The sequence below is a fragment of the Pseudomonas sp. PSE14 genome, from assembly GCF_029203285.1.
In the GTDB taxonomy this organism is placed as follows: domain Bacteria; phylum Pseudomonadota; class Gammaproteobacteria; order Pseudomonadales; family Pseudomonadaceae; genus Pseudomonas.
Map to the genome: position 1 here is coordinate 3,969,579 of NZ_CP115669.1, position 16,983 is coordinate 3,986,561.

Sequence of the window (16,983 nt, forward strand, 5' to 3'; positions counted from 1 at the left end):
CCGTCACCCTCGCCAGCGCAGGGTCCCGATAACCCAACAAGAGAAACCAGGAGAACACCTCATGGCCAAAATCGGATTCATCGGCACCGGCATCATGGGCCTGCCCATGGCTCAGAACCTGCAGAAAGCCGGTCACCAGATCTTCGTTTCCACCCATCACGATGCAGCCCCGGCCTCCCTGGTAGAAGCCGGCGCCGTCGCCCTGGCCACCCCCAAGGAAGTCGCCCAGGAAGCCGAATTCATCATCGTGATGGTTCCGGACACCCCGCAGGTCGACGACGTTCTGTTCCGCAAGGACGGTATCGCCGAAGGCGTGGGCCCGAACAAGGTCGTGATCGACATGAGCTCGATCTCCCCCACCGCCACCAAGACCTTCGCCGAGAAGATCAAGGCCACCGGCGCCCAGTACCTGGACGCCCCGGTATCCGGCGGTGAAGTCGGCGCCAAGGCTGCCACCCTGAGCATCATGGTCGGCGGCTGCCCGAACACCTTCGAACGCGCCCTGCCGCTGTTCCAGGCCATGGGCAAGAACATCACCCGCGTCGGCGGCAACGGTGACGGCCAGACCGCCAAGGTCGCCAACCAGATCATCGTCGCCCTGAACATCCAGGCCGTCGCCGAAGCCCTGCTGTTCGCCGCCAAGAACGGCGCGGACCCGGCCAAGGTGCGTGAAGCGCTGATGGGCGGCTTCGCCTCCTCGCGCATCCTCGAAGTGCATGGCGAGCGCATGGTCAAGGGCACCTTCGATCCGGGCTTCCGCATCAGCCTGCACCAGAAGGACCTCAACCTGGCCCTGGCCGGCGCGCGCGAACTGGGCCTGAACCTGCCCAACACCGCCAACGCCCAGCAAGTGTTCAGCACCTGCGCGGCCATCGGCGGCAGCAACTGGGACCACTCCGGCCTGATCAAGGGCCTGGAGCACATGGCCAACTTCTCGATCCGCAAGGACTGAGAAGTGCGTTCGCAGGATGGCGTGGAGCGAAGCGATACCCATCCTACGAAGAGCAAGGCGTAGGGCGCATAACGCCAACGGCGTTATCCGCCAGCAAGAGCAAGGTGCCGGGCGAGGTTATGGGAGTGACGTCGCCCGTCACGCTGCAGAGCGATTCGAACACCCGGCCGTAGGGAATCACGGCCTCGCCGGCCGGGGCGTTCGATTCCATCGCTGAGTCTTCTGCAAGCAGAAGCCTGAGCCATGGAACACCACAACAAGAATCACGGGAGCCTGTCATGAGCCTGGACCCACGCGCCTTCCTGCGCGAGCTGTTCGACACCGCCATCGCCGCCGCGCATCCGGCCCAGGTACTGGCGCAGCACCTGCCCACCGACAAGGGCGGCCGCACCATCGTCATCGGCGCCGGCAAAGCCGCCGGAGCCATGGCGGAAGTCGCCGAGAAACACTGGAACGGTCAGGTCCAGGGCCTGGTCGTGGCGCCCTACGGCTACGGCGCCGAGTGCCGCAGCATCGAAGTGGTGGAAGCCTCGCACCCGGTGCCGGACGACGCCGGTGAGCGCGTCGCGCGTCGCGTGCTGGAACTGATCAGCGGCCTGACCGAGAACGACCGGGTGATCTTCCTGCTCTCCGGTGGCGGCTCCGCCCTGCTCGCCCTGCCGGCCGAAGGCATCAGCCTCGACGACAAGCGCAGCGTGAACAAGGCGCTGCTGAAATCGGGCGCAGCGATCAGCGAAATGAACTGCGTGCGCAAGCACCTCTCCGCCATCAAGGGCGGCCGCCTGGCCCGCGCCTGCTGGCCGGCCAGCGTGTATACCTACGCGATTTCCGACGTGCCCGGCGACGAAGCCACAGTGATCGCCTCCGGCCCCACCGTGGGCGACCCGACCACCTCTGCCGACGCCCTGGCCATCCTCAAGCGCTATGGCATCGAAGTCCCGGCGAATGTACGTGCCTGGCTGGAAGACCCGCGCTCGGAAACCGTCAAACCCGGCGACGAGTGCCTGTCGCGCAGCCACTTCACGCTGATCGCCACGCCCCAGCATGCCCTCGACGCGGTGGCCGCCAAGGCCGAAGCCGCCGGCATCCCGACCTTGATCCTGGGCGACCTGGAAGGCGAATCCCGCGAGGTGGCCAAGGTCCACGCCGGTATCGCCCGGCAGATCCGCAAGCATGGTCAGCCCATGAAGGCGCCCTGCCTGATCCTCTCCGGTGGCGAGACCACCGTGACCGTACGCGGCAACGGCCGTGGCGGACGCAACGCAGAATTCCTCCTCAGCCTCACCGCCGACCTCAAGGGTGAACCGAACATCTGGGCCCTGGCGGGGGACACCGACGGCATCGACGGCATGGAAAGCAACGCCGGTGCCCTGATGAGTCCGTGCAGCTACAAGCGCGCCGCCAAGGCCGGCCTCAACCCGCTGCACGAGCTCGACAACAACAACGGCTACGGCTTCTTCGCCGAACTGGGCGACCTGGTGATCACCAAGCCGACCCGTACCAACGTCAACGACTTCCGCGCCATCCTGGTCCTCGAGAACGACAAATGACTCCGGATAAAAAAGTAAAGATTCTGGCGACCCTGGGCCCGGCGATCAAAAGCCGTGACGACATCCGCGCCCTGGTGGAAGCCGGCGCCAACCTGTTCCGCCTGAACTTCAGCCACGGCGAGTACAGCGACCACGCCCAGCGTTTCGCCTGGGTCCGTGAAGTGGAAGCCGAGCTGGACTACCCCATCGGCATCCTCATGGACCTGCAGGGCCCGAAACTGCGTGTCGGCCGCTTCGCCAACGGCGCGGTGCAGTTGGAGAAGGGCCAGAGCTTCACCCTGGACCTCAGCGACGTACCGGGCGACGAGAAGCGCGTCAACCTGCCCCATCCGGAGATCATCCAGGCGCTGGAGCCGGGCATGAGCCTGCTGCTGGACGACGGCAAGATTCGTCTGCAGGTGGTCAACGCCCACGCCGACGCCATCGAGACCCGCGTAATGAACAGCGGCGAGCTGTCTGACCGCAAGGGCGTCAACGTGCCCGAAGCCGTGCTCAAGCTCAGCCCGCTGACCGCCAAGGACCGCCGTGACCTGGACTTCGGTCTGGAGCTGGGCGTGGACTGGGTCGCGCTGTCCTTCGTGCAGCGTCCCGAAGACATCGAGGAAGCCCGTGCGCTGATCGGCGACAAGGCCTTCCTCATGGCCAAGATCGAGAAGCCTTCGGCGGTGCAGTCCATCGAAGCCATCGCCCGCCTGTCCGACGCGATCATGGTCGCCCGTGGCGATCTCGGCGTGGAGATGCCGGCCGAGAGCGTACCGGGTATCCAGAAGCGCATCATCCAGGTCTGCCGCCAGCTCGGCCGTCCGGTGGTGGTGGCGACCCAGATGCTGGAGTCCATGCGCTTCTCCCCGGCGCCGACCCGCGCCGAGGTGACCGATGTGGCCACCGCCGTCAGCGAAGGCGCCGACTGCGTGATGCTCAGCGCCGAGAGTGCCTCGGGCCAGTACCCGCGTGAATCGGTGGAAATGATGGCGAAGATCATCCGCCAGGTAGAGGCCGAGCCGGACTACCAGGCCCAGCTCGAACTCAACCGCCCGGAACCGGACGCCACCGTCTCCGACGCCATCAGCTGCGCCATCCGCCGGATCAGCCGCATCCTGCCGGTAGCGGTGCTGGTGAACTACACCGAGTCCGGCGCCTCGACCCTGCGCGCCTCCCGCGAGCGTCCCAAAGCACCGATCCTGAGCCTGACGCCGCAGCTGAAGTCCGCCCGCCGCCTGACCGTGGCCTGGGGCGTGCACTCGGTGGTCAATGCGCAGCTCGCCCATGTCGACGAGATCTGCTCCACCGCCCTGGACATCGCCCTGGCCCAGCGCATGGCGCGCCGTGGCGACACCGTGGTGGTCACCGCCGGCGTGCCCTTCGGCCAGCCGGGCAGCACCAACATGCTGCGCATCGAGACGATCGCGCCGGCACTGGAAGGTTAAGCGTCAGAAGAGCGCCCTCACCCCAGCCCTCTCCCTCCGGGAGACGGCTGGGGTGAAGGATACGAAGAGTCACAGGAAACACCGAGTTCTGGAGCCACGCCCCATGGCGTGCCTCCGCACCGAGTCACTCCCGGACGGACGGGGCCGGGAATACGGGGCCGCGTCCCCGTCCGTCCGGGTTTGACCTTGACCAAATGCTTGTCGGTCCATGGCCCCCACGCGCAACTCCCATGCAGGCCATGGAATTTCGAGGTTGTTGGCGGTGATCCCGCCGACAGCCTCTTTTCTTTTTCCAACCCCGTGGCGCGGCTCCGTATGGCGGCGTCACACAATGCTCACGCAGCACCCGCCGATGGAGCCTTGAAGCTCCACACCCCACGAGGCGCTGCGGAATCACTTTCCACTGCCCAGAACCCCAATGCCCCTCAATCAGTTGCTCCGCACCCGCCTGGTCGGCTTCGGCCAGATCTACCTGCAGGCCGACGCCCGCTTCGGCCTGATCCTGCTGCTGACCATCGCCTGGTCCGCGCCGCAGCTGCTGCCCGGCGCGTTGCTGGGCGCCCTGCTCGGCCCGCTCACCGCGCGCTTCGTCCGCGAGCCGCAGGCGGATATCGACGCCGGCCTGCACGACTACAACCCGATCCTCATCGGCCTGCTGCTGCCCTTCCAGTTCCAGTGGTCGCTGGGCCTGGTGATGCTGACTGTCGCCGCCATCCTCACCAGCGTCGCGGTACAGGCCGTACTGCTGCGCCAGTCGCGCCGGCGCCTGGGCCTGCCGGCCTACACCTCGGCCTTCGTGCTGCTGGGCTGGATCTCGGTGGCGCTCGGCAATGCGATCGGCTTGGCCCCGGCGGACGGTCTCGCCTGCCTGTCCTGCGGCACGTTGAACCCGCTGCTGGACTCGACGGCGCTGGGCTTTGGCGAAGTGATCTTCCTCGGCGAGCCGCTGGCCGGCCTGACCATCGCCCTTGGCCTGCTGCTGGCCGATCGCCGTGCCGCCTTCTGGGCCCTGGCCGGCGCCGCCGGCGCGCTGGCCATCGCGCCCTTGTTCGGGCTGCCGGCCGCCTCGGCAGAAGCCGGCCTGCTCGGGCTGAACGGCGCCCTGGCCGGCATCGCCCTGTCGCTGCGCTACCGCAGCGCGCTGGCGCCGCTGTGCGGCATCCTGCTCGCCGTCCTGCTGCAGCCGTGCTTTGCGCTGATCGGCCTGCCGGCATTCACGGCGCCGTTCATCTTCGCCTGCTGGCTGGTGATCCTGGGCCAGCGCCTGCTGTCGACGCTGCTGCGCAACCTGCATTCGGAACGCGCCGGTCCCCGTGTATAGTCGAGGACTTCGTTCAGCGACGGATCGCGGCCATGCACTTCGTGAAATACCAGGCTCTGGGCAACGACTACCTGGTCCATGCGGGCGACGCGCCGCTCGCCCTGACGGCGGCGCAGATCGGCCGCGTCTGTGACCGCCACTTCGGCATAGGCTCCGACGGCATCCTGCTGGCGCAGCACACCGACAGCGCCTTCGGCCTGCGCATTCTCAACCCGGACGGCTCCGAGGCGGAGAAGAGCGGCAACGGTCTGCGCATCTTCTCCCGCTACCTGTGGGACTGCGGGTTGGTCGCCGACCAGCCGTTCGACATCGTCACCGCCGGCGGCACCGTCACCAGCCAGGTGTTCGACGAAGGGCGCACCGTAGAGGTTTCCATGGGCCGCGCCGAGTTCGCCAGCGCGGCCATACCGGTGCTGATCGATGCGCCGGAGGCCCTGGGCTACCCGCTGGAAATCGATGGCGAAGCGCTGAAGATCAATGCGGTGTCCATGGGCAACCCGCATTGCGTGGTGTTCGTCGAGCGGACCAGCCGCGAACTGGCCTGCCGCCTCGGCCCGCTGCTGGAACGTCATCCGCTGTTCCCGCGACGCACCAACGTGCAGTTCGTCGAGTGGCTGGGCTGCAACGCCCTGCGCGTGGAAATCTGGGAGCGCGGCGCCGGCTACACCCTGTCCTCCGGCACCAGCAGCTGCGCGGCCGCCGCCGTGGCACGGCGCCTGGGCCTGTGCGAGGAGCACATCGACCTGCACCTGGCCGGCGGACTGCTGAATATCCGTGTCGCGGACGACTTCCGGGTGACCATGCGTGGCGCGGTGCAACGGGTCGCCAGTATCGACCTCGACCCGGAATCGTTCAGCGACCTCAGCTGACCACTGCCGCTAATCCCGTTGTAACCGTCGTGGATCAATGCCGGTCAGCGCCCCCTCATTCAGACTGCCATCCGGCATGTACCAGAGCGGAACCTGGCGCTCAATCGACGGGTAACCGCGCAATTCCCCGACGCAGACGGCATAATCCGCCCCCTTCCGCGCCCGGCACCGGGTGCGTTCCCATTCCAACGCAGCGAAAGATGTCATGACTCTTCCAGCCCCCACCTTCCTGCAGCGACTCAAGCGCACCAGCCTGGTCATGCGGATTTTCATCGGCATGCTCCTGGGCATCGCCCTGGCCCTGGTCTGGCCCGATGCGGCACGCGCGGTCAGCCTGCTCGGCAACCTGTTCATTTCCGCCCTGAAGGCCGTCGCGCCGGTACTCGTCCTGGTATTGGTGATGTCCTCCATCGCCAACCACAAGCAGGGCCAGCGCACCCATATCCGGCCGATCCTGCTGCTGTACCTCCTGGGGACCTTCGCCGCCGCCCTGGTGGCGGTGGCCGCCAGCTTCGCCTTCCCCTCCACCCTGGTTCTCAAGGCTGCGGCAGCAGCGGACTCCACACCGCCCGGCGGCATTGGCGAGGTGCTCAACACCCTGCTGTTCAGCATCGCCACCAACCCGGTGAAAGCCCTGCTGGAAGCCAACTTCATCGGCATCCTCGGCTGGGCAGTCGGCCTGGGCATCGCCCTGCGCTATGCGCGCCAGACCACCCGCGATCTGGTGGATGACCTGGCCAACGGCGTAACGCTGATCGTGCGCGTCGTCATCGCCTTCGCCCCCCTGGGCATCTTCGGCCTGGTCGCCAGCACCCTGGCCGAATCCGGATTCGACGCCTTGCTGGGCTACCTGCGCCTGCTCACCGTTCTGCTGGGCTGCATGGTGTTCGTCGCGCTGGTGGTCAACCCGCTGATCGTCTTCGTCAAGCTGCGCCGAAACCCATACCCGCTGGTATTCACCTGCCTGCGCGAAAGCGGCGTCACCGCGTTCTTCACTCGCAGTTCGGCTGCCAACATCCCGGTCAACCTGCAGTTGTGCGAACGCCTGGGCCTGCATGAGGACACCTACTCGGTCTCCATTCCGCTGGGCGCCACCATCAACATGGCCGGTGCCGCCATTACCATCAGCGTGCTCAGCCTGGCGGCGGCCAATACCCTGGGCATCGTCGTCGACCTGCCCAGCGCCCTGCTGCTCTGCGTGGTGGCCTCGCTCTGCGCCTGTGGCGCTTCCGGCGTGGCCGGCGGCTCGCTGCTGCTGATCCCGCTGGCCTGCGGCCTGTTCGGCATCTCCAGCGAAGTCGCCATGCAAGTGGTGGCCGTCGGCTTCGTCATCAGCATCCTCCAGGACTCGGCGGAAACCGCGCTGAACTCCTCCACCGACGTGCTGTTCACCGCCGCGGCCTGCCTGGCCGAGGGCGACACCGACAGCGCCGAGGCCGGCGAACGCGCCTGACCCCGGCCGGGACGGCGGCCCACCCCGCCGTCCCACGACCTATTCCCCCGCCCAGCAGGCTGATCACGCTGCGATCTCCGGCTGCCCGCGTGCACGCGGTGAATAAGCAAATAGCCTTTAAGTATTTAAAGGCCATATAACCCGACGGCATAATCCCCCCAACAACACTGCCAAAAGGATCGGATCGTGAAACGACTGTTCAGCGCCTCGCTGCTGGCCGCGGGCCTCGCCCTGGCCTCCGCGGCCCAGGCCGCCCAGCCCCTGCTCAACGTCTCGTACGACGTGATGCGCGACTTCTACAAGGACTATAACGCCGCCTTCCAGAAGCACTGGCAGGCCGAGAAAGGCCAGAACATCGTCATCCAGATGTCCCACGGCGGTTCCAGCAAGCAGGCCCGCGCGGTGATCGACGGTCTGCCGGCCGACGTCATCACCATGAACCAGGCCACCGACATCGACGCCCTGGCCGACAACGGCGGCCTGGTGCCCAGGGACTGGGCCGCGCGCCTGCCCAACAACAGCGCGCCATTCACCTCCGCCACCGTGTTCATCGTGCGCAAGGGCAACCCGAAGGGCCTGAAGGACTGGCCGGATCTGCTCAAGGATGGCGTGCAGGTCGTGGTGCCGAACCCCAAGACCTCGGGCAACGGCCGCTACACCTATCTCTCCGCCTGGGGCTACACCCTGAAGAACGGTGGCGATGAAGCCAAGGCCAAGGAATTCGTCGGCCAGCTGTTCAAGCACGTGCCGGTGCTGGATACCGGCGGCCGCGCGGCGACCACCACCTTCATGCAGAACCAGATCGGCGACGTACTGGTGACCTTCGAGAACGAAGCCGAGATGATTGCCCGCGAGTTCGGCCGTGGCGGCTTCGAAGTGGTCTACCCGAGCGTCTCCGCCGAAGCCGAGCCGCCGGTGGCCGTGGTCGACAAGGTGGTCGACAAGAAAGGTACCCGCGCCGAGGCCGAGGCCTACCTGAAGTACCTGTGGTCCGACGAAGGCCAGACCATCGCCGCGAACAACTACCTGCGCCCGCGCAACCCGGAAATCCTCGCCAAGTTCTCCGACCGCTTCCCGAAAGTGGACTTCTTCTCCGTGGAGAAGACCTTCGGCGACTGGCGCACCGTGCAGAAGACCCACTTCGTCGACGGTGGCGTGTTCGACCAGATCTACACCCCGAACTGATTGGGGATATCTGCTGCCAACAACGAAGCCGGAGCTGCCCAGCAGCTCCGGCTTTTTTTCATGGCACGAAAGTGCTTTCCGTAGGAGCGAGCTTGCTCGCGAACCCACCCAACTCCGCTGCCGCCGGGAAATTCGTTCGCGAGCAAGCTCGCTCCTACAGGTTTTGCCAGCCCGCCGAGCGCTCGACAGGGCCTCAGCCGCGCCAGCCGGCTTCGCGCAAGGCCGCCAGCAACCGCTCGCCGCTCAACGCCGGCACCAGCACGCCGTCGTCGGTACGCATGTCGCACCCGGCCAGCAGCGCATTGATGATGGCCTCCTCCACCGCTTCGGCGGCGGCGGCGAACAGCGGCGAGATGTGGTCGTTGTTGACCATCTCCAGCGCCGTAGCGAAGGGCAGCTCCTTGCGCCCGTAATCCGCCGGCGGCAGGTCGCGGTTGCCGGTGGCGAAGGCGAGGAAGATATCGCCACTGGAATCATCCGTACCGCCACCCGTGCGGGCGATGCCCAGCGAGGCGCGCTGGGCCAGGCGCTGGCACTGGTGCGGCAGCAGCGGCGCATCGGTGGCAAGGATCACCACGATGGAGCCCATCCCCGGCGTGCCCTGTTCGGCGAAGGGCGAAGGCAGGTCAGCCAAGTGGCGGCCGACCGGGTAGCCATCCACCCGCAGCTCGCGACGCTGGCCGTGGTTGGCCTGCACCAGCGCGCCGACGGTCCAGCCGCCCTGCTCCGCCGGCAGCCGACGCGAGGAGGTGCCGATGCCGCCCTTGAACTCATGGCAGATCATCCCCGTACCACCGCCCACAGGGCCTTCCCGCACCGGGCCGGACTCGGCGGCGGCCAGGGCCTCACGCACCTGGTCCGGACCGACATGCTGCCCCCAGATGTCGTTCAGCAGGCCGTCGAAGGTCTCCATCACCACCGGCATGCACCAGTAGATGGACGGGTCCGCCAGTTCGGCATGCTCGGCGGCGATCAGCGCGTCGCGCACCGCGCCCACGCTGTGGGTGTTGGTGATGGCGATCGGCGTGGTCAGCAGCCCCGCCTCGCGAATCCATTCCAGGCCGGTGGCGTCGCCGTTGCCGTTGAGCACATGGCAGCCGGCGAAACAGGGTTGCCGCCGTGCCGCGCCGTCGCGCGGTTGGACCACCGTGACCCCGGTGCGCACGGCGCGGCCGTCGCGCTCGCCGATCAGGGTGCTGTGGCCGACCCGAATGCCGGGGACATCGGTGATGGCATTGAACGGGCCGGGGGTGCCCAGGCCCAGGGTGATGCCGAGTTGACGAGCGCGCATGCTGTCTCCTTCGATTTACAGCTTCTGGAAGGCCGGGCTGAGCTTGCCGTAGGTGCCGTAGAGAATCACCGACACGGCCAGTATCCCGACAATGATCATGACGTCCCGCGAGGAAGCGTCCAGTAGCAGGTTGAGCAACAGGTAGCCGGAGCCGATCACCGCCAGCATCGCCGGCAGCGGCCACAGCGGCATGTGGTAAGGGTGTTCGCGGTCGCGGCGCAGCACGCGGCTGAACAGCGCGCAGAGCGCCACCACCAGGTAGACCATGACCAGCAGCAGCACGGTGAAGGAGGTCAGCTCCTCCAGGTTCGAACTGAAGCTCAGGGCTGCCGATGGGATGCCGAGGAACAGTGTGGCCAGCCAGGGCGATTCCCAGCGCGGATGGATGCGGGTGAAGGCGCGGTTCATCAGCGGCGTCCACAGCTCGTCGCGACCGCTGCTGAAGATCACCCGGCCGACCTGAATGACGATGGCGACGATGGCGTTGAATACCGAGAGGAAGATGCCGGCGCTGACCAGCCGCGACAGCGTTTCGTTGCCGTGGGCAGTGAGCAGGTAACCGACCGGGTCGGGGCTGGCGATCATCTCCTGCAGCGAGGGTGCACCCAGCAGCAGGGCGATCAGCGGCACGATCTCGATGCCCACCACCAGCGCCAGCGACCAGATCACCGCGCGGTGCACGTTGCGCCCGCCGCACTTCATGTCCTCGGCCAGCAGCACCGCGCCGCCGAAACCGTTGTAGGAGAACAGTGCCGTACCCACGGCGCCGATCACCAACGCCCAGGGTGCGGCGGCCAGCACGCCGCCATCGATGTGCTGCGGCTGCAGCAGCACACTCACCGGCTGGCTGACGTGGCCGAAGCCCAGCACCACGATCACCAGCAGCGCAGCCACTTCGCAGAGCAGGAAGACACCGGTGATCCAGGCGTTGACGCGGATGTTGAGAATGCCCAGCACATAGCTGGCGGCAACGATCGCCAGGGCCACGGTCTGGGTGTCGAAGTTCGTACCCAGTGCGCTGTTGAGGTAGGTCGCGGCGCCGGTGGCCAGTACCGGCGGGATGAACAGCAGCGAGACCAGCACGGTGAGGAAGGTGGCGTAGCCGGCGAGGCCGCCGAACACGCGCTTGGCGTAGACGTACTCGCCGCCGGCGGAACTGTGGGCGCGGCCCAGTTCGGCATAGCACCAGGCGAACATCAGGGCCAGGAAGCCGGCGATGACGAAGGCCAGGAAGGCACCGCTGCCGGCCTGCTGGATGGCGAAGGGCGCGATGACAAAGACGGAGCTGGCGGGGGTGACCGCCGAGACGGTGATGGCGACTACATCGAGCACGCCCAGGCTGGGCTTGAGCGCGCTCTGTGGCGCAGGGGAAGCGCTCATATCGTTGTTTCCTCGTGTTGTTATTGGTGGTTGAGGCAGGAACGAAGACCTTGTCGCGCCCTCTCTCCGGGGCGCTGCGTGGGGTGCAGTCTGGGCACGGCGGCAGTGGCGGCCAATCACCATTTGGGGTTACGCCCCCTTGACGGCGGGCAGGTAAAAGGAGGAAACCGTGGGCCGAATCCACGGGGAGCCAACGCATGCACAGCCTGTTCCGCGAGGTCGGCATGCACGCCAACCTCGGCCGCACCGTCGAGCAGATCGGCCAGCCGCGCTTCTGGAAGCAACTGGTCCTACTGCTGCACCAATGGCTGCCGTTCGATAACGCCCTGGCGATGTTCTACCCCGCCAACGGCACGCCGGTGGCGCTGGAGGAGTACGACGCCGAGCCCACGGCCGGGCCCGCGGCGATGGCCATCTACCTCGACGGCCTGTACCAGCTCGACCCCTTCTATCAGGCCTGCCGCGAGGGCGTGCCCAATGGGTTGTACCGGCTCGAGGAAATCTCCCCGGACCAGTTCCGTCAGAGCGAATACTTCCTCAGCTACTTCCACGACAACGTGCTGGAGGATGAGGTGCAGTTCATCCTGCAACTGCCCGGCCAGGGCGCGCTGTCGCTGTCACTGGGCATGCGCCGGCTGTACGACGCCGAACAGACCGGCCTGCTGGCGATGCTCTGCCCCTGGGTACTGGCGCTGATGCAGCAGCACTGGCAACAGCGCAGCCAACGCCTGCTGCCGGCCACCAGCGACGGCGTGGCGACCCAGGTCCGCGACGCGCTGAGCCACTTCGGCGCCGGCGTGCTCTCCGAACGCGAGCTGGAGATCGCCCGGCTGATCCTGCGGGGTTACTCCTCCAAGGCGATGGCCGAGCGCCTGGCGATCTCCCCGGAGACCGTCAAGGTCCATCGCCGCCACCTGTACAACAAGCTCGACATCTCCTCCCAGCCGGAGCTGTTCTCGCTGTTCCTGCAGTCACTGGGACACGATCCGGAGAACCCCTGAGGCCATCATCGACGTCGCTGCTGACGAAGCATTCACGGGCTGCCGGGACACCCGGCTGGCGCGCCAGGCCACTAGCGCCATCACTCGCCGGTTCTAGACTCAGGGTCGTGCCATCCCCCTGACAATCACAAGAGCACAGCCCGATGAACGCACGCGCCAGCTTCACCCACATGGAAGACGGCAGCGCCGAAGACTGGGCGATCATCGCCAAGGACTTCGCCCAGTACGCCGCCCTGCTGCCCGACCGCATCCTCACCCACCTGCGCCTGCTCGACGGCGACTTCGGCGGCTTCCCGGTGGACCGCCTGACCCACTCGCTGCAGACCGCCACCCTGGCCCACCGCGACGGTCGCGACGAGGAGTACGTGGTCTGCGCCCTGCTCCACGACATCGGCGACACTCTGGGCTCGTTCAACCACGCCGACATTGCCGCGGCCATCCTCAAACCGTTCGTCAGCGAGGAGAACCTGTGGATGATCGAGAAGCACGCGATCTTCCAGGGTTACTACTTCTTCCATCACCTGGGCCTGGACCGGCACCTGCGCGAGCAGTTCAAGGACCACCCGCAGTACGCCCGGACCATCGAGTTCTGTGCCCGCTACGACGCCGCCGCCTTCGATCCGGACGGCGAAGTGCTGCCCCTGGAGTTCTTCGAACCCATGCTACGCCGGGTTTTCGCCCAGCCACGCCGCTCGATCTACCAGAAGCCCGACGGCAGCATGGTCTGATACGGCCGCGGCACGCGACGAGCCGTCGCGTGCCGCCGCTGGCCCAGCGGGCTGCGCATGGAATAAGATTCCTACACCCGCAATCGCGCGGGAGGCGCCAATGTGGATTGCGCCGACACTAACCAGGGACTTTTCCTGCGCATGAAGCCTATCGTCACCGAGCGCCCCGCCGGTCCGCTCTCCTCCGCCCCCCTGCGCGAATACCATTCCCGCGTGCTGGCCTATGTCGCAACGGCGGCGACCATCACCGCCGGCACCTTCAGCCAGTACTTCGGCTACGACATCCTCTGGATGGTCCCCTACGCCCTGCTCTACCCGCACCTCGCCCAGCAGTTGAGCCGCCGCTTCAAGCACGACCACCCGCAGCGCACGCGCCTGGTCCTGATGTTCGTCGACGCCCTGCACGCCGGCGCCGCCACGGCGCTGATGGGCTTCTCGGAAGTACCGAGCCTGATGCTGGTGCTGGTGCTGGCCTTCTCCTCGCTGATCATCGGCGGCCTGCGCTCCCTGGGCCTTGGCCTGCTGGTCATGCTCAGCGCCTCGGTCCTCACCGCGGCGCTGCTCTCCCCGGTCTACAAGGGCGCCACCCCGACCCTCATGGCGCTGGTCAGCGTGCTGTTCTCCACGCTGTACATCTGCATCACCGCCTTCTTCGTTCACCAGCAGGGCCTGCGCCTGGCCGTGGCCCGCGCGGAAATCACCCGGGAACAGGAGAAAGCCGCGCGGCTGGCCAGCAACCTGGCCAAGTACCTGTCGCCCCAGGTGTGGGAGTCGATCTTCAGCGGCAAGAAGAGCGTGCGCCTGGAAACCCAGCGCAAGAAGCTCACCGTGTTCTTCTCCGACATCAAGGGCTTCACCGAGCTGTCCGAAGAGCTGGAAGCCGAAGCCCTCACCGACATGCTCAACAACTATCTCAACGAAATGTCGAAGATCGCCCTCAAGTACGGCGGCACCATCGACAAGTTCGTCGGCGACTGCGTGATGGTGTTCTTCGGCGACCCCTCCACCCAGGGCGCGCGCAAGGACGCGGCAGCAGCGGTGTCCATGGCGGTCGCCATGCGCAAGCACATGAAGGTCATGCGCCAGCAATGGCGCGCCCAGGGCATCACCAAGCCCCTGGAAGTGCGCATGGGCCTGAACACCGGCTACTGCACCGTGGGCAACTTCGGCGCCGATACGCGCATGGACTACACCATCATCGGCCGCGAAGTGAACCTCGCCAGCCGCCTGGAAAACGCCGCCGAAGCGGGCGAAATCCTCATCAGCCACGAGACCTACTCGCTGGTGAAGGACATCCTGATGTGCCGCGACAAGGGCCAGATCACGGTGAAGGGTTTCAGCAAGCCGGTGCAGATCTACCAGGTGGTCGACTTCCGCCGCGACCTGGGCTCCAACCCCAGCTTCATCGAGCACGAAGTGCCGGGCTTCTCCATGTATCTGGACACCAACAACGTGCAGAACTACGACAAGGAGCGGGTCATCGAGGCGCTGCAGCAGGCCGCCGAGAAGCTCAAGGACAAGATCATTCTCTGATCCTGCCCCATCCCCGCAGGAGCGGACTCCGTCCGCGATGCTTTCGCTCTTCGTAGGGAGCATAACGCCTAAAGCGTTATCCGCCGTTTCTGGGGGTCGGGTGTTTCCGCGCCGCTTCGATGTGCACCGGGATTTTTTGTTTCGCCCTCTCGGGCGAGTCACTTTGCCAAACGACGCAAAGTAACCAAAGGTCTTGCCCCTGCATCCGGCCCCGGCTTCGCCGGGATTCCCTCCCTGCATCATTGCTCCAGGGGCACGCCGCGAAGGGCCATCCATGGCCCATCGCGGCTCTCGCGGCATCCATGCCGCTCACCCCCTGAAACCCCGATTCCACTCGGCCTCCTGAAGGGGCACTCCGGTGCGCGCGAATGCTTCTCTGGAAACCGCCTTTCGTAGGAGCGACGGGGGCGCCTAGCCCTTGTCCGCGAAATCCATCGCGGCGAAATCCGCGCTGACAGGAAAGCGCCTTGGTTTGTCGCCCACCTGTAGGAGCGAGCTTGCTCGCGAACCGCCCAGCTCAGGAGCTGCCGGAAAACTCGCCCCTGCAACCGCCCCCACAATCCACCTGCCCATAAAAAAGCCCGCTCAAGAGAGCGGGCTGGAAAGGCTCCGGTGCTTCACGTTCACCGGGCCGAATACACACATCAGGAAGGCTGCAGCTCCGTGGAGTTGCCGGGGCCGGCGGCCAGTTCGTCGTGCAGGGTCTTCTCGTTGAGCTGCTTGCACCACTTGGCGACCACCAGGGTGGCCACGCCGTTGCCCACCAGGTTGGTCAGGGCGCGAGCTTCGGACATGAAGCGGTCGATACCCAGGATCAGCGCAAGACCCGCAACCGGCAGGTGGCCCACGGCGGACAGGGTCGCGGCCAGCACGATGAAGCCCGAGCCGGTGACGCCGGCGGCGCCCTTGGAAGCAATCAGCAGCACCACCAGCAGGGTGATCTGATGGCTGATGTCCATCGGCGTGTCGGTAGCCTGGGCAATGAACACCGCCGCCATGGTCAGGTAGATCGAGGTGCCGTCCAGGTTGAACGAGTAGCCGGTGGGAATCACCAGGCCGACGACGCTCTTGTCGGCGCCCAGCTTCTCCATCTTGGCGATCATGCGCGGCAGCGCCGACTCGGAGGACGAGGTGCCCAGCACGATCAGCAGCTCCTCACGGATGTAGGAGATGAAACGCAGGATGCTAAAGCCGTGGTAGCGGGCAATGCCGCCGAGCACGATCAGCACGAAGAGGATGCAGGTGATGTAGAAGCACAGCATCAGTTGGCCGAGTTGCACCAGCGAACCCAGGCCATAGGCGCCGATGGTGAAGGCCATTGCGCCGAAGGCGCCGATCGGGGCGACCTTCATGATCACGTTGATGATGTTGAACATCACGTGGGTGATGCGATCGATGAACTGGAACACCGGCTGGCCGTAATCGCCCAGGCGGTGCAGCGCGTAGCCGAACAGCACCGAGAAGAACAGCACCTGCAGGATGTCGCCATTGGCGAAGGCGCCGACCACGGTGTTCGGGATCACGTTCATGAAGAACTCGATGGTGCTCTGCTTCTCGCCGGACGCCACGTAGGCTGTCAGGGTGGCGTTCTTGCTCATTTCGGCGGTGAGGCTGGCAACGTCGGCGTGCATGCCGGCACCCGGCTGCACGACGTTGACGACAAACAGGCCGATGAGCAGCGCGATGGTGGAAACGATTTCGAAGTACAGCAGCGCCATGCCGCCCGTCTTGCCCACGGCCTTCATGTTCTGCATGCCGGCGATGCCGGTGACCACGGTGCAGAAGATGATCGGCGCGATGGCCATCTTGATCAGTTTGACGAAGCCATCGCCCAGCGGCTTCATCAACTTGGCGGTGTCGGGGTAGAAGTGACCCAGTGCGATACCGATGGCGATGGCGATCAGCACCTGCACGTACAGGCTCTTGTAGAAGGGTTGCTTGGTCATGGCAGCTTTGTCCTCACGGGCGTGCATCCGCAGAGGGACGCAAGACCGAACGCGTTATCTCCCTGCATTGGGAGAATTTGTTTTCAGGGCTTGCCCACAGGCAGGCCTTGAACGCTTATGGCAAGTGCTGTGCCAGACCTTTAAAAATCAATTTAATCCTTTAATTTCAATAACTTGAACGCAAAGGCAAGGCACATTATCAACCAGAAATGGCGGAAACCCGCCTTCTGGCTGGCGGATTTCCCGCCCTCTGGCGGGTATCCGCCAGGACCTTCGTACCGTAGATTGTAGACCCCGGCCCCGTCGCCCCAACGCAGCCGGGCACACCGCGCGCACGAATGACGCCC

13 protein-coding genes are annotated in these 16,983 nt (G+C 66.0%); 10 read left to right on the forward strand and 3 right to left on the reverse strand.

Annotated features, from left to right (window positions below):
- The first annotated feature begins 61 nt into the window (after nt 1-61).
- The 7 genes from O6P39_RS18130 (at nt 62) to O6P39_RS18160 (ending at nt 8,757) form a co-directional block, all read left to right on the forward strand.
- Nucleotides 62-952, forward strand: a complete 891-nt coding sequence (locus tag O6P39_RS18130; protein WP_275607850.1) for a 2-hydroxy-3-oxopropionate reductase — start codon at nt 62-64, stop codon at nt 950-952.
- A 278-nt stretch (nt 953-1,230) separates the two neighbouring features.
- A complete protein-coding gene (locus O6P39_RS18135) occupies nt 1,231-2,502 on the forward strand; it encodes a glycerate kinase (RefSeq protein ID WP_275607851.1) in 1,272 nt (423 codons plus the stop codon).
- Nucleotides 2,499-3,929: a pyruvate kinase gene (gene pyk, locus O6P39_RS18140; protein ID WP_275607852.1), complete on the forward strand. Its 1,431-nt coding sequence runs from the start codon at nt 2,499-2,501 to the stop codon at nt 3,927-3,929. Before O6P39_RS18135 ends, pyk begins: the two co-directional genes overlap by 4 nt.
- 418 nt (nt 3,930-4,347) lie before the next feature.
- Nucleotides 4,348-5,250, forward strand: coding sequence for an urea transporter (locus O6P39_RS18145; RefSeq protein ID WP_275607853.1), 903 nt, complete (start codon nt 4,348-4,350; stop codon nt 5,248-5,250).
- 32 nt (nt 5,251-5,282) lie between these two features.
- Nucleotides 5,283-6,119, forward strand: a complete 837-nt coding sequence (gene dapF / locus O6P39_RS18150) for a diaminopimelate epimerase (RefSeq protein WP_275607854.1) — start codon at nt 5,283-5,285, stop codon at nt 6,117-6,119.
- Between the two features lie 205 nt (nt 6,120-6,324).
- On the forward strand, nt 6,325-7,572 hold the full coding sequence (gene sstT, locus O6P39_RS18155; protein ID WP_275607855.1) for a serine/threonine transporter SstT: 1,248 nt from the start codon (nt 6,325-6,327) through the stop codon (nt 7,570-7,572).
- 186 nt (nt 7,573-7,758) lie between these two features.
- On the forward strand, nt 7,759-8,757 hold the full coding sequence (locus O6P39_RS18160) for a sulfate ABC transporter substrate-binding protein (protein ID WP_275607856.1): 999 nt from the start codon (nt 7,759-7,761) through the stop codon (nt 8,755-8,757).
- A gap of 193 nt (nt 8,758-8,950) precedes the next feature.
- On the opposite strand, the gene O6P39_RS18165 is transcribed toward O6P39_RS18160, so the two are convergent.
- Together O6P39_RS18165 and O6P39_RS18170 are read right to left on the reverse strand one after the other, a co-directional pair.
- A complete protein-coding gene (locus O6P39_RS18165; protein WP_275607857.1) occupies nt 8,951-10,048 on the reverse strand; it encodes a P1 family peptidase in 1,098 nt (365 codons plus the stop codon).
- A gap of 15 nt (nt 10,049-10,063) precedes the next feature.
- Nucleotides 10,064-11,428 (reverse strand): APC family permease, encoded by a 1,365-nt coding sequence (locus tag O6P39_RS18170; protein WP_275607858.1) that lies wholly within the window; start codon nt 11,426-11,428, stop codon nt 10,064-10,066.
- A 197-nt stretch (nt 11,429-11,625) separates the two neighbouring features.
- On the opposite strand from O6P39_RS18170, the gene O6P39_RS18175 reads away from it, so the two are divergent.
- The 3 genes from O6P39_RS18175 to O6P39_RS18185 all read left to right on the forward strand — a co-directional run bounded on the left by O6P39_RS18175 (nt 11,626) and on the right by O6P39_RS18185 (nt 14,690).
- Nucleotides 11,626-12,429 (forward strand): LuxR family transcriptional regulator, encoded by an 804-nt coding sequence (locus O6P39_RS18175; protein ID WP_275607859.1) that lies wholly within the window; start codon nt 11,626-11,628, stop codon nt 12,427-12,429.
- Nucleotides 12,430-12,572: 143 nt separating this feature from the next.
- A complete protein-coding gene (locus O6P39_RS18180) occupies nt 12,573-13,157 on the forward strand; it encodes an HD domain-containing protein (RefSeq protein WP_275607860.1) in 585 nt (194 codons plus the stop codon).
- A 141-nt stretch (nt 13,158-13,298) separates the two neighbouring features.
- Nucleotides 13,299-14,690, forward strand: a complete 1,392-nt coding sequence (locus O6P39_RS18185; protein WP_275607861.1) for an adenylate/guanylate cyclase domain-containing protein — start codon at nt 13,299-13,301, stop codon at nt 14,688-14,690.
- Between the two features lie 644 nt (nt 14,691-15,334).
- On the opposite strand, the gene O6P39_RS18190 is transcribed toward O6P39_RS18185, so the two are convergent.
- Nucleotides 15,335-16,636 carry a dicarboxylate/amino acid:cation symporter gene (locus O6P39_RS18190; protein WP_275607862.1) on the reverse strand — a complete coding sequence of 434 codons (1,302 nt, stop codon included), beginning with the start codon at nt 16,634-16,636 and terminating at the stop codon, nt 15,335-15,337.
- Nucleotides 16,637-16,983 lie beyond the last annotated feature (347 nt).

Excerpts from the sequence above, each read along its gene's own strand:
- sstT (WP_275607855.1), top strand. The coding sequence starts at position 6,325 with ATGACTCTTCCAGCCCCCACCTTCCTGCAGCGACTCAAGCGCACCAGC.
- O6P39_RS18145 (WP_275607853.1), top strand. The coding sequence starts at position 4,348 with ATGCCCCTCAATCAGTTGCTCCGCACCCGCCTGGTCGGCTTCGGCCAG.
- O6P39_RS18170 (WP_275607858.1), bottom strand. The coding sequence starts at position 11,428 with ATGAGCGCTTCCCCTGCGCCACAGAGCGCGCTCAAGCCCAGCCTGGGC.
- dapF (WP_275607854.1), top strand. The coding sequence starts at position 5,283 with ATGCACTTCGTGAAATACCAGGCTCTGGGCAACGACTACCTGGTCCAT.
- O6P39_RS18175 (WP_275607859.1), top strand. The coding sequence starts at position 11,626 with ATGCACAGCCTGTTCCGCGAGGTCGGCATGCACGCCAACCTCGGCCGC.
- O6P39_RS18165 (WP_275607857.1), bottom strand. The coding sequence starts at position 10,048 with ATGCGCGCTCGTCAACTCGGCATCACCCTGGGCCTGGGCACCCCCGGC.
- O6P39_RS18180 (WP_275607860.1), top strand. The coding sequence starts at position 12,573 with ATGAACGCACGCGCCAGCTTCACCCACATGGAAGACGGCAGCGCCGAA.
- pyk (WP_275607852.1), top strand. The coding sequence starts at position 2,499 with ATGACTCCGGATAAAAAAGTAAAGATTCTGGCGACCCTGGGCCCGGCG.
- O6P39_RS18135 (WP_275607851.1), top strand. The coding sequence starts at position 1,231 with ATGAGCCTGGACCCACGCGCCTTCCTGCGCGAGCTGTTCGACACCGCC.
- O6P39_RS18190 (WP_275607862.1), bottom strand. The coding sequence starts at position 16,636 with ATGACCAAGCAACCCTTCTACAAGAGCCTGTACGTGCAGGTGCTGATC.
- O6P39_RS18130 (WP_275607850.1), top strand. The coding sequence starts at position 62 with ATGGCCAAAATCGGATTCATCGGCACCGGCATCATGGGCCTGCCCATG.
- O6P39_RS18185 (WP_275607861.1), top strand. The coding sequence starts at position 13,299 with ATGAAGCCTATCGTCACCGAGCGCCCCGCCGGTCCGCTCTCCTCCGCC.